Annotated in this window: 13 protein-coding genes; 1 reads left to right on the top strand and 12 read right to left on the bottom strand. The window is 72.0% G+C overall.

Annotated elements, in window-relative coordinates:
- Nucleotides 1–12 precede the first annotated feature (12 nt).
- From ASG04_RS11850 to ASG04_RS11810, 9 genes are all read right to left on the bottom strand, one after another.
- Nucleotides 13–363 (bottom strand): RNA polymerase-binding protein RbpA, encoded by a 351-nt coding sequence (locus ASG04_RS11850; RefSeq protein ID WP_056124495.1) that lies wholly within the window; start codon nt 361–363, stop codon nt 13–15.
- Nucleotides 364–433: 70 nt separating this feature from the next.
- The gene (gene lnt / locus ASG04_RS11845) at nt 434–1,978 is read right to left on the bottom strand and encodes an apolipoprotein N-acyltransferase (protein ID WP_082518084.1); all 1,545 of its coding nucleotides are present in this window, start codon (nt 1,976–1,978) and stop codon (nt 434–436) included.
- A gap of 113 nt (nt 1,979–2,091) precedes the next feature.
- Nucleotides 2,092–4,623, bottom strand: coding sequence for a DEAD/DEAH box helicase (locus tag ASG04_RS11840; RefSeq protein WP_056124491.1), 2,532 nt, complete (start codon nt 4,621–4,623; stop codon nt 2,092–2,094).
- Complete coding sequence (gene tatC / locus ASG04_RS11835) at nt 4,620–5,372, bottom strand: twin-arginine translocase subunit TatC (protein ID WP_056124487.1); 753 nt, start codon at nt 5,370–5,372, stop codon at nt 4,620–4,622. The genes ASG04_RS11840 and tatC overlap by 4 nt, the downstream gene beginning before the upstream one ends.
- 695 nt (nt 5,373–6,067) lie before the next feature.
- Nucleotides 6,068–7,039 (bottom strand): helix-turn-helix transcriptional regulator, encoded by a 972-nt coding sequence (locus ASG04_RS11830; RefSeq protein WP_056124484.1) that lies wholly within the window; start codon nt 7,037–7,039, stop codon nt 6,068–6,070.
- Entirely contained in the window at nt 7,032–8,069 is a 1,038-nt protein-coding gene (locus ASG04_RS11825) for a helix-turn-helix transcriptional regulator (RefSeq protein WP_056124481.1), read from the bottom strand. The genes ASG04_RS11830 and ASG04_RS11825 overlap by 8 nt, the downstream gene beginning before the upstream one ends.
- Before the next feature lie 7 nt (nt 8,070–8,076).
- On the bottom strand, nt 8,077–8,982 hold the full coding sequence (locus ASG04_RS11820) for an FKBP-type peptidyl-prolyl cis-trans isomerase (RefSeq protein ID WP_056124478.1): 906 nt from the start codon (nt 8,980–8,982) through the stop codon (nt 8,077–8,079).
- Nucleotides 8,983–9,025: 43 nt separating this feature from the next.
- Nucleotides 9,026–10,081, bottom strand: coding sequence for a tRNA (adenine-N1)-methyltransferase (locus ASG04_RS11815; protein WP_056125737.1), 1,056 nt, complete (start codon nt 10,079–10,081; stop codon nt 9,026–9,028).
- An 8-nt stretch (nt 10,082–10,089) separates the two neighbouring features.
- Entirely contained in the window at nt 10,090–10,884 is a 795-nt protein-coding gene (locus tag ASG04_RS11810) for an HAD family hydrolase (RefSeq protein WP_235515528.1), read from the bottom strand.
- 150 nt (nt 10,885–11,034) lie between these two features.
- On the opposite strand from ASG04_RS11810, the gene ASG04_RS11805 reads away from it, so the two are divergent.
- Nucleotides 11,035–11,967, top strand: a complete 933-nt coding sequence (locus tag ASG04_RS11805) for a proteasome assembly chaperone family protein (protein ID WP_056124475.1) — start codon at nt 11,035–11,037, stop codon at nt 11,965–11,967.
- Nucleotides 11,968–12,176: 209 nt separating this feature from the next.
- Here ASG04_RS11805 and mshC read toward each other — a convergent pair whose 3' ends face one another.
- From mshC to ASG04_RS17915, 3 genes are all read right to left on the bottom strand, one after another.
- The gene (gene mshC / locus ASG04_RS11800) at nt 12,177–13,418 is read right to left on the bottom strand and encodes a cysteine--1-D-myo-inosityl 2-amino-2-deoxy-alpha-D-glucopyranoside ligase (RefSeq protein WP_056124471.1); all 1,242 of its coding nucleotides are present in this window, start codon (nt 13,416–13,418) and stop codon (nt 12,177–12,179) included.
- Complete coding sequence (locus ASG04_RS11795) at nt 13,415–14,242, bottom strand: undecaprenyl-diphosphate phosphatase (RefSeq protein WP_056124469.1); 828 nt, start codon at nt 14,240–14,242, stop codon at nt 13,415–13,417. Before ASG04_RS11795 ends, mshC begins: the two co-directional genes overlap by 4 nt.
- A gap of 80 nt (nt 14,243–14,322) precedes the next feature.
- The coding region (locus ASG04_RS17915; protein ID WP_235515527.1) for a peptidase dimerization domain-containing protein at nt 14,323–15,026 on the bottom strand (704 nt) is incomplete at its 5' end.

Below are 15,026 nucleotides of genomic sequence, written 5' to 3'. Positions count from 1 at the left end.
TCAGTGCGGACGCTACGCGCCGCGTCGAGCACGCAGGAACGCCAAGCGCTCCTGCAGCAGTTCCTCGAGCTCTTCGCGCGAGCGACGCTCGAGCAGCATGTCCCAATGGGTGCGCGGCGCCTTGACGTCTTCAGCGGCGACCTCGACGGGAACCCCGTCATCGCCCAGGAGACGTCCTTCGAAACCGCTGCGCGGGTCCGACCAGGTCGGCGGGACCTCGGCGTCGGCCGAGAACACCACGTCGAAGGTCTCGCCCGTCGATGCCTGGAAGACCGCTCGCTTGCGGTCAGAGAGCTCGACGCCCTCTTCGCTCTGGAGGCTCTGACTCCCGAGCCGCATGCCGCGGAGACTCCGATCAGCCATGGTGGACTCCTCTCAGTCGTTCACCCGTACCAACACTGTCCCACGCGGGTTCGTTCCGGGACGGCTGCATTCACAGTCGGTTCCCAGTGCGAGAACGACGGCGCTGCCACGGCGCGCACGCGAGCAGGACGAGCATGCCGCCGAGCGAGAGCACCAGCGCGATGAGCCCGGACGCGACCGTCGCCGGGGTGGTCGTCGTGCCGAGCGGGACGTCGGTCACCATCGAGGTGGCGGTGTACTCCGGCACCCGGTCGATCGTCCGGCCGCTCGGATCGATCACCTGGGACGCCCCGACGGTCGAGATGTTCACCAGCGAGCGCCCGGTCTCGATGGCACGCATCCGGGCGATCTCGAGCTGCTGCAGGTTCTCGTCGGTCCCCGAGAAGTCGGCGTTGTTGGTCTGCGCGAGGATCACCTGCGCTCCCCCGCGCGCCATGTCCCGGGTCAGTCCGTCGTCGACGATGTCGAAGCAGATCGCGATGCCGGCCTTGACCCCCGCGACGGACAGCACGTTCGGCTTGGTGCCCGGCGTGTAATCGCGCTGCAGCAGGCCGATCAGCGACGGTGCGAGCTTCGAGAAGAACCACCGGTCGGGCACGTACTCGCCGAACGGCACGGGGCGCTTCTTGTCGTAGGACGACTGCCATCCGTCGGCCGTCCACACGAACGAGGTGTTGTGCAGCACGCCGGACGGTGTCTGGGTGATCGCGCCGGCGACGAGTGGTGCGTCGACCGAACGGACGACGCGGTCCAGCGCCCCGGCGATCACGGGCTGGGCGCGTGGGTCGAACTCCGCAGACGCCTCCGGCCAGACGACCAGGTCCACCCCCGTCGCCTCCACGTCGGTCGCGGCGACCTGCGACTCCAGGACCTCGCCGGGTGCCGCCCGGTCGAAGTAGCCGGCGGGGCCGTTGCCCTGTACCGCCTCGACGCGGATCGTCCCGTCGGTCGCCGTGGGCCACGCGGGCACGGCGAGCACGGCGGCGACCAGCAGTCCCGCCGTGGCGACGCGGACGCGCACCTGCATGCCCCTGACCAGGCCGAGCGAGACGACCACGGCGACGCAGTACACGACGACGAAGGACACCCCGAGCACGCCGACCCAGGCCGCCAGGTGTGCGAACGGGCTGTCGGACTGCGACAGCCCGACCCGCCCCCACGCGAACCCGCCGTAGGGCCAGCTGCCCGAGAACCACTCGCGTCCGGTCCACAGTGCGGCGATGACGGCCGGGAGGCCCCACACGCGCCCGGCGGTCGAGGTCACGACCCGCGCGACCCAGCGGTACGCGAGTGCCACGGCGACGCTGCCGAGTGCGAACATCGCGGCCTCGAAGAGCGCCAGGGCCAGCCACGGGACCGGCCCGAGGTAGCGACCGGCCCACGAGATCGCGGGCACCCAGAACGCGACGCCCCCGAGGTAGCCGATCCACGCCGCGCGTCGCCACCCGTGCCCCATCGTGGACAGCAGCAGGCACGCGACCGCGGGGTAGGCCAGGAACCACCAGCCGGGCGAGGGGAACGACAGCGCGAACAGGACCCCGCCGATGACCGCGAGCGGCAGGGCGAAGCGCACCGGCAGCGCGGTGAACGGCGACGGCTGCGAGACGCCGCGCACATCGCCGGACGGCGCCGGGAACGGCCGCGTCCGGGACGGACCGCGGCGTCTCGGTGGGACGGCACCGGCGCGCGGAGGCGCGACGGACTCGGGGACCTGCACCGGGCCTCCCGTCAGACCGTCGCGTACGCGACGATGCCGCGGCGCACCGCGTCCGTCGCACGTCGGGCGGTGTCGGCGAGGTCGGGGTCACCCGCGTTCTTGATCTGGTCGAGCAGGTCGATGACCTGCTTGGACCACCGGACGAAGTCACCGGCCGCCAGGTCGAGCGACCGGAGGACGTCGTCGAGGGCCGACCCGGACGCCCACCGGAACATCCCGAGGGCGATCGCCGGCGTCGGCGGCTGCGACCCCGCCAGGCGGGCGTCGCGCTCCACGTCGTCCAGGCGGGACCAGATGGTCAGGGTCTCGTCGAGCGCGGGCCGGAACGCGCCGCGTGGCAGGGCGTGCTCGGTGCCGGGAGCGTCCTCGCGTCGGGGCTGGTACACGATCGTGGCCGCCATCGCGGCGAGCTGTCCGGGCGTCAGTTCCTTCCAGACGCCGGCCTCGAGGCACTCGGCGACGAGCAGGTCACGCTCCCCGTAGATGCGCTGCAGACGACGTCCGCCGGCGGCGACGGTCAACTCGCCGTCACCACGGGCCGTCGCCGCGGTCGGGACGATGCCGGACGGCTCGGTGCCGTCCGTCCCGGTGCCGGTCGTCCCGGTGCCGGACGTCCCGCTGTCGGACGGCACGAGGTAGCCGAGCTGCAGGAGCACGTCGGTGACCCGGTCGAACGTGGTCGCGACGGCACCGGTGCGCGACCGGATCTGCTGCAGGAGCTTGTCGTTGACGCGCTTGAGCTTGTACCAGCGCTCGGCCCAACGGGCGTGGGCCTCGCGATCAGGGCAGGCGTGGCACGGGTGGCGCTGCAGTGCCCGGCGGACCTCGGTGATCGCGGCCTGGCGTTCGGCCCGGGCGCCGTGCGAGGCCTCGCGGCCGCCGGGGACGTTGGTGCGCTCGAGGTCGGACAGCTGTCGGCGGAGCGCCGCGTACTCGGTGAAGTCGCCGAGGTGGCACTGCATCGACTTCTGGTAGCCGTCGAGCGACTCCTGCTGCGAGCGGACCTTGCGCGCCAGGTCGACCACGGAACGGTCCGCCTGGAACTGCGCGAACGAAGTCTCGAGGACCTCTCGTGTGCGCTGGCGCCCGAACTGCTCGATCAGGTTGACGGCCATGTTGTACGTCGGCTTGAACGACGAGTTGAGCGGGTACGTCCGACGGCTGGCGAGCGATGCGACTGCCTGCGGTTCGAGCCCGTCGGACCACTGGATCACCGAGTGGCCCTCGACGTCGATCCCGCGGCGTCCGGCACGGCCGGTCAGCTGCGTGTACTCGCCCGGCGTGATCGGGACGCGGGCCTCGCCGTTGAACTTCTCGAGCTTCTCGAGCACGACCGTGCGGGCGGGCATGTTGACGCCGAGCGCCAGGGTCTCGGTGGCGAACACGACCTTGAGCAGCTTGCGCTGGAACAGGTCCTCGACCACCTCTTTGAACGCGGGCAGCATGCCGGCGTGGTGTGCTGCGACACCGCGTTCGAGTCCTTCGAGCCACTCCCAGTACCCGAGCACCGCCAGGTCCTCGTCGAGCAGGGTGCGGCAGTGGTACTCCGCGGTCTCACGGATCTCGTTGCGCTCGTCGCGGGTGGTCAGCGACAGCCCGGACCGGACGACCTGCCGGACGCCCTGGTCGCAGCCGTTGCGGCTGAAGACGAAGAAGATCGCGGGGAGCAGCATCCGCTCGTCGAGCATGTGCGCGATGTGCTCGCGGTGGGCCTTCTCGGTGCGCGGACCACGGCGGTCGACGTACCCGCCGTGCCCACGGCGTCCGCGGTGTCCGCCGCGGGAGTCGTTCCGCGAGCCGCCGCCGACCAGTCGGAGCAGCTCCGGGTTGACGCGGTTCGTGGCCGCCGCACCGGAGGAGTCGAACAGGTCGACCATCTTGTTGCCGACCAGCACGTGCTGCTCGAGCGGGACGGGCCGGTCCTCGGAGACGATGACGTCGGTGTCGCCGCGGACGGTCTGCAGCCAGTCGCCGAACTCCTCGGCGTTCGACACCGTCGCGGACAGGGAGACCAGGCGGACCTCGGTCGGCAGGTGCAGGATCACCTCTTCCCACACGGCGCCGCGGAACCGGTCAGCCAGGTAGTGCACCTCGTCGAGGACCACCCACGCCAGGTCGTCGAGCAGGTCGGAGTCGGCGTAGATCATGTTGCGCAGGACCTCGGTCGTCATCACGACGACGCGGGCCCGCGGGTTGACGTTCGTGTCCCCCGTGAGCAGGCCGACCTCGGTCTCGCCGTAGGCCTGGACGAGCTCGGCGTACTTCTGGTTGCTCAGCGCCTTCATCGGCGTCGTGTAGAACACCTTCGCCGTGGGCTGCCGCATGGCCAGCCAGATCGCGAACTCGGCCACGATCGTCTTGCCGGCGCCGGTCGGGGCGGCGACGAGCACGCTCCGGCCCTGGTCGAGGGAGTCACACGCAGCGAACTGGAACGGGTCGAGGTCGAAGCGTAGGTCGGTGCGGAACAGCTCGAGGTTGCGCGACCGGTTGCGGACGCGCGCCGCCTGGAACCGTTCGGCAGCGCTGAGGCTCGTGTCGGTCACAGGCCGTACTCGGCGTCGAGCTTGGCCTGGCGCTTCGCGAGGCGTCGGTCGTGGAACCAGGTGATGATGCACGCCGCGACGTACAGCACGGTCATGGGCACGGCGAGCAGGAACATCGAGATGACGTCGGCGCTCGGGGTGACGATCGCGCAGAACACGAGGATGCAGAGGATGGCGACGCGCCAGGACTTGATGATCGCCGCCGCCGTCAGCACGCCGACGAAGTTCAGCAGCACCAGGAACACCGGCAGCACGAAGGCGATGCCGACCGCCACGATGAGCTTGATCGTGAAGTCGTAGTACGCCTTGGCGTCGACGATGGACGTGTCCTGACTCGACACGAAGCTGCCGAGGATCCCGACGATGTGCGGCAGGACGTACCACCCGAAGGCGCACCCGAGGAAGAACAGCGGGATCGCGGTGCCGAGGAAGCCCCAGACGTACTGCTTCTCGCGGCGGACCAGGGCCGGGACGATGAACGCCCAGATCTGGTAGAGCCACACCGGACTGGCGATGACGATGCCGATCGTGATCGCGATCTGCAGCTTCAGGTCGAACGCGCCGGTGATCATCGGGAAGTTCAGTTCGGCGGTGTGTCCGCCCACCTTCGCCAGCTCGGCCACCGGGGCACGCAGCGAGTCGAGGACGAACGGGGTGAGGAACCAGCCGCCCACCGCGCCCACCAGGACCGCGAGGACCGCCTTGAAGAGCCGGTTCCGCAGCTCGATGAGGTGCTGCCCGAGGGACATGCGGCCTTCGGGTTCCTTGGGACGGCGACCCTGCCGCTTCTCTCGCCCGCTCGCGGTCGTCGAAGCCATGTCCCGATCCTACGGCAGCGGGACCGACACTCCGCGGCCGTGCCGAGAACGCACAGCCGATGGCAGTCGACGATCGGGTGCGGGACGCCGTGCCCGAGCCGGCCGTTGCAGGGCATGCCGCGCGGACGTCGCCGACGTCGCGGGAACCGTCGCCCGCAGGGCCGCGCCGCGGCAGGTCGTGCGACCTCGTCAGCCGCTGGGCGGCAGGTCGTGCGACCTCGTCCGCCGCGGGGCGGCAAGTCGCGCGACCGCGTCAGCCGCGGGCGGCAAGTCGCGCGACCGCGTCAGCCGCGGGCGGCAAGTCGCGCGACCGCGGCAGCCGCGGGCGGCAAGTCGCGCGACCGCGGCAGCCGCGGGCGGCGCGTCGCGCGACCGCGGCGCGGCGACGCTCTCGCCTGGCCCGAGTCGGGCGGGAGGCCCGGTGCGAGCCCGCCACGGTCCTCCCGTCCGGCGCACGGTCGCGTCCAGTGTGCTGCCCGCACCGTGTGGGCCGCGTTGCGGTCGCACGACACGCCGTGCCGGCTGCGTCGAGATCGCGGGAACCGTCGGTTGGCGCGCCCCCAAGCGACACGTCGTGCGATCTCGGCGGACGCGAGCGGCGCGTTGCGCGACCTCGCGCGGCGGCGTCAGTGGCCGCGCAGCGCGGACTCGGCGAACGCGCGGACCGCCTCCCGCGCAGCGGGCGGGTCGATCACGACCGCCCGGCCGGGCAGCCCGGCGACCAACCGCACCACGCCGTCGAACCCGGCCGAAGCGGCCAGCCGGACGCGGACCCGACCGCCGCCGTCCGGCGCGTCGGCGGTGTCGGCGAGGAAGTCCGCCACCAGGGGCAGCGACGACGCGTCGAGCTCGACCGTGACGATGACGTCCGTGGCCGACTGCTGGAACAGGGTGTCGGGCATGTCGACGTCGTCGATCGACCGCGTCACCGGGCGGTCGTCCACCCGCACGGCGGACATCCGGTCGAGGCGGAACGTGCGCAGTGCGTCGCGGTCGAGGTCCCACGCGCGCAGGTACCAGGCCGTGTCGATCGACTCGACGCGCAGCGCGTCCACCCGACGGGTGCTGCCCTGCGTGCGGGGTCCGGCGTAGTCGAACACGAGACCGCGGCAGTCCGACATCGCCTGGCGGATGGTCGTCAGGGTCGCGTCGTGGAGTTCCTGGCTGACGGCGACGTTGGCGGCGGCACCTCCGGCGCCGCGCGAGAGCTTGGCCATGAGGGCGCGGATGGCGTCGCGGTCCGCGGCCTCGGGCAGCGCAGACAGGTACTGCAGCCCGGCGATGAGCGCGGAGGCCTCGCGGGCGGAGAGCCGCGGGGAGTCGTCGATCGCCACCAGGTTGGTCAGCACGATCATGTCGTTCTGCTCGAGGTCGTCCCAGGCGATGTCGAACAGGTCGCCGTGCTGGTACTGCATGGTCTCGCCCGGGATCCCCGAGACGGCGATGAGCTCGACGGCACGGCGGATGCGGGCCTCTGGTACGCCGAAGTGGCGCGCTGCCTCGGCCACCGACACGCGCTCGCGGTCGATCAGGTACGGCACGAGGGCGAGCAGGAACGCGAGCTTGTCCTGCGCCTGCAGCGGTTGGGTCTCAGCCACGTGGGACCTCGTCATCCGTGTCGGCCCCGCCGTGGTCGGCGACCAGCCCGCGCAGACGGGCGGTCACGCGCTCGCGCATGTCGGTCGGTTCGAGCACGCTGACCTCTGGCCCGAAGGCGGCGAGTTCCTCGGCCAGGATCTGCGGGTCGACGTAGTGCACCAGCAGGACTCCCGGTTCGCGCACGGTGGTGTCGCGCCGACGCCCGAGCCGGCGTTCCGCGTCGGACCCGGGCACGACGGTGATCGTGGCGGTGCGCTCGGCCCAGATGCGGTCGAGTTCGGCGAGGGTGCGCTCGCCAGCGCCGGCGGGAGCCGGGTGCTGCCCGGCTCCGAACTGCGACACGGGTCCGACGATGCGCGAGAGCAGGTAGTTCTTGTCACCACCGGTGGCGGGCTCGTGCGCGGCGAGCATCCACCGGCCGCCGTGCTGGACCAGCGCGAGCGGCTCGAGCTCGCGACGGCGTGCCTGGTGCTCGCCGGGGGTGATGTAGTCGAAGCGCACCGCGGCGGCCCGGTCGAGCGCGGACCGGAGGGGCTCGAAGGCGGCGTCACGCGCGCGCAGGCGCGGGGCGTAGGCCGCGGTGCCGATGGACCCGGCTGCCGCCTCGTCGTCGCCGGCCGCCCGGACCTTGAGCAGCGCCCGTCGCGAGTCGGAGGACAGCGCCCCCTCGCGCCAGGCCATGGCCGCGAGCGACAGGAGTGCTGATTCGTCGGGGGTGAAGCGCACGTCGAGGGGCAGGTCGTACTCGCCCTTCGGGATCCGGTACCGCAGGGTCTGGTTGTTGCCAGCGGCCCCGGGCGTCTCGATGGTCTCGAGCGGGATCCCGAGGTCGCGGACGTCGTCCTTGTCGCGCTCGAACTGGCGCTCGAGCGAGGCGTTGTCCCCGCCGGTGGCGAAGCGCTGCCGGTAGCCCTGCACGTTGGCGAGGATCTCGGACTTGGTCAGGCCGGCTTCGGTCGACAGCAGCGCGAGCACGAGGCTGAACAGGCGCTCTTCCGCCGGTACGCGGGGCACACGGGTGGCTGGCACGGCGGTCCTAGGACTTGACGGATCCGAGCACGTCGATGACGTACGCGTACGCGGCGCCCTGCTGGTGCACGATCGCGAGCACCTGGTCGCCGACGTGCCTGCCCAGGAGGGCGCTGCGGACGCCCTCGGCGATCTGGCCCTTGGCCAGCGGGATGGTCTGTGCGCCGGTGCCGTCGGTCCAGCTCGAGCCGGCCACCGTCGAGTCGGCACCCCACGTGACGGCCGTGTACTTGACGACGGCGGTGTCCTTCGCGGTGAGCGTCGAGCCGGAGCCCTTGCGCAGCAGGTGGGTCTCGTCACCCGAGGGCGCGGCCGTGGACGGCACGGTGATGCCCGGGGCGCCGTCCGGGGCGAGGACGACGGCGGGCATGCCGTCACCCGCGAGCTGCGGGGTGCCGGTGGCACGAGCGTCGAAGGCCCGCTTGACGTCGATGACCGCGATGACCGCGTCCTCGGTCTTCTTGCTCGCGGTGGCACCGCTGCTCAGGGCGCTCTGCGGCAGCGCGACGGCCAGGCGGTCGCCCACGTGGGCGCACTCGAGCGCCTTGCCGAGGGCGCCGGCGTTCGTCGAGCCCGCGGTGATCGGCGCGACCTGTCCGGCGTACCCGCTCGTCTGTGCGACCTTGCCGGTGGCACCGTCGACCAGCGTGTACTCGATCAGGACGGGGGTGCCGTCCTCGATCTGCCGACCGTCGCCCGTGCGCACCACGGAGACCTGCGTGCCCTTGGTGGTGACACCCGACGGGACCGTGACGGTCGGCTCCTTGCCGAAGGCGCCCTTCACGGTGACCGCCTCGGACGCAGCCCCGGGGGTGTTGCAGCTCGACGGGGTGGACCCGGCGCCGTTCGACGCGCATGCGGTCAGCGACGCCGCCAGGGCGATGGTGACCAGGAGTGCGGGGATGGTGCGCACGGACCCTCTTTCCGTTCGGTGCAGGACGAGCGACGGACGTAGCCTACCGGTCCGCACCGGGCGTCCCGGTCGTGTCCACAGCCTCGGCGGCGGCGACCTTGCGGGCCTGTGCCGCGGCCTGCCGTGCCACCTTGCGGAGCTTCTTGTCGCTCGCCGACCGCTCACCGACGGCCCCGGGCGTCCATGCCTCGACGTCCTCGTCGGCGAACTCCGCCTTGCCGGCACGGCGCTTGAGGTTCGGGAGCACCACCCCGTCAGCCAAGCGCCGCGCGGTCACCAGGAAGCCGGTGTGTCCCACCATGCGGTGGTCCGGACGGACGGCGAGGCCTTCGACGTGCCAGGTGCGCACGAGCGTCTCGCTCGACTGCGGGTCGGTGAAGCGTCCGGTGTCGCGGAGCGCCTCGGCCGTCCGCGAGAGCTGCGTCACGGTGGCGACGTAGCAGACGATCAGGCCGCCGGGCACGAGGGCATCGGCAGCGGCGTCGACGCACTCCCACGGCGCGAGCATGTCGAGCACGACACGGTCGACGCTCTGCGGCTCGGTGGCCCCGGGGAGCTCCTCGACGAGGTCGCCGACGGTCACGCTCCAGTTGTCCGGGACGGCACCGAGGAACGTGCCCACGTTCCCCCGGGCGATCTCGGCGAACTCGTCGCGGCGTTCGAACGACTGCAGCCGCCCGGTCGGACCGATCGCCCGGAGCAGCCACAGCGACAGCGCGCCGGAGCCGACGCCGGCCTCGACCACGCGTGCGCCGGGGAAGACGTCCGCGAAGGCGACGATCTGGGCCGCGTCCTTCGGGTAGACGATCGCGGCCCCGCGGGGCATCGACATGACGTAGTCGTTGAGCAGCGGCCGGAGGGCGAGGTACTCGTCGCCCGAGCTCGCGGTGATCACGGACCCGTCGGGCTGCCCGATGACGTCGTCGTGCGCGAGCATGCCGCGGTGCGTGTGGTAGATCACGCCCGGCTCGAGCGAGAGCGTCGTGAGCTTGCCCTTCGGTCCGGTGAGCTGGACCCGGTCACCGGCCCGGAACGGACCGCGGGGCGGGGTGTGCGGCGCGCCGCCGGCCGTGTGCGGGAGGCCCGTCGTGTCGGGCAGCTCGGCGTTCACTGCGCGGCCCCGTCTGCGACGGAGGCCGACGGGTCGACCGCGGACGGGCCTCCTGTCGGGACCGGAGACGGACCGGAACGACCGGCACCACCGGACCCGCCGGCACGTGCTGCCAGGGCCGGCGAGGTCAGCGCCACCAGGCGGTCGACGTCCACCCCGGCGAGCGACGTCAGGTAGACGTCCCCCGCGGTCTCGGGCAGCGGGACGATGTGCTCGACGGCGATCGTCACCGCACCGGAGGCGACGGCAGCGGCGACGCCGGTCGCGGAGTCCTCGATCGCGACGCACGCGGTGGCGTCGACCCCGAGCTGGGCGGCGGCGCTCAGGTAGGCCTCCGGGTGGGGCTTCGGGTGCTCGACGTCGTCTCCGGCGACGACGACGTGGAAGGGGTGGTCCGCGAGGGCGTCCGCGGCGACCAGGGCCATGTTCCGGCGGGACATCGTGACCAGCGCCGTCGGGATCCCGCGCGCGTGGAGCTCCTCGATGAGCTCACGGGCCCCCGGACGCCACGGCAGGTCGTCGTGCGCCATGCGCTCCATGACGTACGAGGTCATCCACTGGACGATCTCCTCGACCTCCATGTCGACGCCCCGGTCGCGCAGGATCTCCCCCGACCGTTCGAGGCCGCTGCCCACCAGGGACAGACCGTCCTCGTGGGTCCACTCGGCCCCGTACCGGCTCGTCAGCTCCACTTGGGACTGCTGCCAGATCGGTTCAGTGTCGATGATCGTGCCGTCCATGTCCCACAGCACGGCTGCGGGGTGGACGAGGGCGGGAGGATGCGCGGTCACGGGCGACGAGTCTACCGGCGTGCGGCCCGCGGCGCGCCTGGTCCGGAGCCGACCGGGACGCGGGCGGCGTCGCCCCGGGGGCCTACAGTGGATGCCTGATCGTGTCGGGCGCCTCGCGGTGCCCCACTCCACCTCCAGGAGGTCCGCTCCGTGCCACAGCACTCCCCCTTCCAGGACGGCCGGCTCCTCGTCGTCGCGTTCGAGGGCTGGAACGACGCCGGGGAAGCCGCCAGCGGCCTCGCTCGACGGATCGTCGACGCGCTCGGCCTCGACGAGCTGCGTGAGATCGACGGGGAGCAGTACGTCGACTACCAGTTCAACCGACCGAACGTCGGCAGTGACGACGACGGCGTGCGCGGCATCCAGTGGCCCCGCATCGTGCTGCACGGACCCGGCCAGGTCGGCCGTCCCGTGATCAGTGCCACCGGGGAACCCGCGGAGCGCGACGTGTTCGTCCTGGTCGGTCCCGAGCCGTCCCGCACGTGGCGTGCGTTCTGCGCCGAGGTCATCGACCTCGCCGACGTCCACGCGATCGACGCGGTCGTCTTCGTCGGCGCGATGCTCGCCGACGTCCCGCACACCCGTCCGATCTCGGTGTTCGTGTCGAGCGAGAACGCCTCGGTGCGCCAGGCCTTCGACGTCGACAAGTCCTCGTACGAGGGCCCGACGGGCATCCTCGGCGTGCTGTCCGACACGATGGACAAGGCCGGCCTCACCACCCTGTCGCTCTGGGCCTCGGTGCCGCACTACGTGCACAACGCGCCGTCGCCCAAGGCCACCCTGTCGCTGCTCGACAAGATCGAGGAACTGACCGACGTGACCGTCCCCCGCGGCACCCTGCTCGACGACGCCACCGAGTGGGAGGAGGGCATCGACGCCCTCGCCGCCGACGACGAGGACATGGCGTCGTACATCGGGCAGCTCGAGCAGGCACGCGACACCGTCGACTCCCCCGAGGCGTCGGGCGACGCGATCGCGCAGGAGTTCGAGCAGTACCTGCGGCGCCGGGAGCGCAAGGACGGCAAGGACGGTGGCGGTCAGGCCGGCGAGGGTCCGTGGCGGCCCCCGCAGCCACCGCAGTAGCGGCAACTGACGGACGGACGGGAGGCCCGGTGCCAGCTGGCACCGGGCCTCCCGTCCGTCGTGTGGTCGGCTCGACGTGCCGGGACTCGCCGCTCAGGTGCGTCCGGGTTCCGGAGACGGCCGGTCGCGCGGGTCGAGATGCCGGGGTTCCGGAACCTGGAGACCCGACGGCCACCGGACCGCTGCCGGCGCGGGAGGACGCGCGCGCGTCAGCCGATGCGGATGCCGAGCAGTGCGTCGACGACGTCGACGAGCTCCGGCGTGGAGCGGGTGCCGCCGGCAACCGCCGTGTCGACCGCCGCGACGGCCCCGGGCGTGTCGAGGTCGTCAGCGACCCGGGCTCGCAACCGAGCGACGACGTCGTCAGCGTCGTCGGCGTGTCCGGCCCCGCCACCGACCCACGCGTCCCAGGTCGCCAGTCGGCGTGTCGCGCTGGCGAGTTCGGCGTCGAACCACTCCCAGTCGTCCGAGTACCGGTGCGACAGCAGGGCGAGGCGGATCGCCCGCGGGTCCGCTCCGTCGTCGAGCAGCCCGCGCACCGTCACCAGGTTGCCGAGCGACTTCGAGATCTTCTCGCCCTGGTAGGCGATCATCCCGGTGTGCACGTACGCGTGCGCGAGCGGCTGGTGCGCGAGGGCCGCCGCGTGCCCGGCACTCATCTCGTGGTGCGGGAAGACCAGGTCGCTGCCGCCGCCCTGCACGCTGATCGGCAGGCCGAGCCGGTCACCGGCGATCACGCTGCACTCGATGTGCCATCCGGGACGTCCCGTGCCGACCGCGCTCTCCCAGCTCGGCTCGCCCGCCCGGGCCGCGCGCCAGAGCAGGGGGTCCAGCGGGTCACGCTTGCCCGGGCGGTCGGGGTCGCCGCCGCGCTCCGCCGACAGGGCGAGCATCGTCTCGCGGTCCATGCGGCTCTCGTCGCCGAGCGACCAGGACTCGGTCGGACGGTTGACGTCGAAGTAGAGGTCGTCGCCCTCGCTGTCCGGTGTCGGCACGGCGTAGGCGGAGCCGGTCTCCTGCAGGAAGGCCACCGCCTCGGCGATCCGCTCGACCTCGTCCGTGACGGCGACGTAGTCGTCCGGCGGCAGGATGCGCAGGGCCTCCATGTCGCGGCGAAACAGGTCGATCTGCGAGGCTGCGAGGTCGCGCCAGTCCACGCCGTCCCGAGCGGCCCGTTCGAGCAGGGGGTCGTCGACGTCGGTCGTGTTCTGGGCGTACTCGACGTCGAGACCGGCGTCGCGCCAGGCACGGCCGAGCGTGTCGAACGCCAGGTAGGTCGCGGCGTGGCCGAGGTGTGTGGCGTCGTACGGGGTGATCCCGCACACGTACAGGGCGGCGCGGTCCTCGCCGTGGGTGGGGTCGACCGGCTTGCCGGTCGAGGTGTCGTGGACGACGGGTCGTGGACCGGAGCCGGGGACCTCGGGGACGGACGGGGCCTGCCAGGCCCTCACGGCTGGATCACCTGGAGCGACAAGAGCACGAGGAGAACGATACCGAGTGCAACTCGGTAGTACACGAAGGGCATGAAACTGCGCTTGCTGATGTAGTTCATGAACGCGGCGATCACGACGAAGCCGACGCCGAAGGCCACGACCGTCGCGACGAGCGTGTCGACGACGCCGAACGGCGCTCCGGTGTCGCCGAGGCTGGTCGCGGCTTCGTACAGCCCGGACAGGAACACCGCCGGGACGGCGAGCAGGAACGCGAACCGTGCCGCCGCTTCGCGGGTGTAGCCGAGCGCGAGCCCCATGGACACCGTGGCACCGGAACGCGAGACGCCGGGGACCAGCGCCAGCACCTGCGCCAGACCGATCAGGATCCCCCCGCCGAACGTCATGTGCTCGATGCGCCGTTCCTTGCGGCCGACACGGTCCAGCACGCCGAGGACCACGCCGAACACGATCAGGACGACCGCGACGATCCACAGCGATCGGAACGTGGTCTCGATCGTGTCCTGCAGCAGGAGTCCGACGACGCCGATCGGGATCGTGCCGAGGATGACGAGCCAGCCCACCCGCACGTCCGGGTCGTTCCGCGGCACCTTGCCCGACAGCGCTCCGAACCACCGCCGGACGATGCGCGTGATGTCGCGCCAGAAGTAGATCAGCACGGCCGTCTCGGTACCGAGCTGCGTCACGGCGGTGAACGCGGCGCCGGGGTCCTGCGCATCGGGCAGGAAGAGGCCGACGATGCGCAGGTGGGCGCTGGAGGAGACGGGCAGGAACTCGGTGAGTCCCTGCACGAAGCCGAGGAAGATCGCCTCGAGGATGTGCACTGGCGCGGCCTTTCCGGAGCGGGGCTCGGTCGTGTCTGTCGTGGCCGGGTCGGAGGTCTCCCCGGCGACCAGCAAGTCTCTCAGTACGACCCGAGCAGGTCGCCGAGCACACGCCGACCGAAGGCCAGTGAGTCCAGCGGCACCCGCTCGTCGACACCGTGGAACATCGCGGGGAAGTCGATCCCGGCGGGCAGCTGGAGCGGGACGAACCCGTAGCCCGCGATGCCCAGGGTCGACAGCGCCTTGTTGTCCGTCCCGCCCGACAGCAGGTACGGCAGCACCGGTGCACCCGGGTCGTGCCGGCCGAGCACGTCCCGCACGGCGTCGACGAGCGGCCCGCCGAAGTCCTGCTCGAGCCCGACGTCGCGGAAGGACGTGATGACCTGGACGTCCGGTCCGGCGAGTTCGCGCACCCGGGCGAGGACCGTCTCCTCGTCCCCCGGCAGGCAGCGGACGTCGATCAGGGCCTCGGCCGCGTCGGGGATGACGTTGTGCTTGTACCCGGCCTGCAGCACCGTGGGGTTCGACGTGGTGTGCAGCGCGGCGTGGATGAAGCGTGACGCCGAGCCCGTGGCCAGCGCGACCTCGTCCGGGCCGGTGACCGCAGGGTCCACGCCGAGGAACCTGGCGACCTCGGTCACCATCGCGTCGGTCGTGGCCGACAGGCGGACCGGCCACTCCTCGCTGCCGATGCGGGCGACGGCCGCGGCGAGCTTCGTCACGGCGTTGTCGCGGATGACGTGCGAGCCGTGCGCCGCGGTCCCCGTCGCGACGAGCTTGAGCC

The organism is Curtobacterium sp. Leaf183, from assembly GCF_001424385.1.
GTDB lineage: Bacteria > Actinomycetota > Actinomycetes > Actinomycetales > Microbacteriaceae > Curtobacterium.
The sequence above is the reverse complement of the archived record's forward strand: the minus strand, read 5'-3'. Positions and strand labels throughout refer to the sequence as shown.

What these genes read in the sequence shown, in the direction of transcription:
- ASG04_RS11850 (WP_056124495.1), bottom strand. Translation starts at nt 363, where the DNA reads ATGGCTGATCGGAGTCTCCGCGGCATGCGGCTCGGGAGTCAGAGCCTC.
- tatC (WP_056124487.1), bottom strand. Translation starts at nt 5,372, where the DNA reads ATGTCCCTCGGGCAGCACCTCATCGAGCTGCGGAACCGGCTCTTCAAG.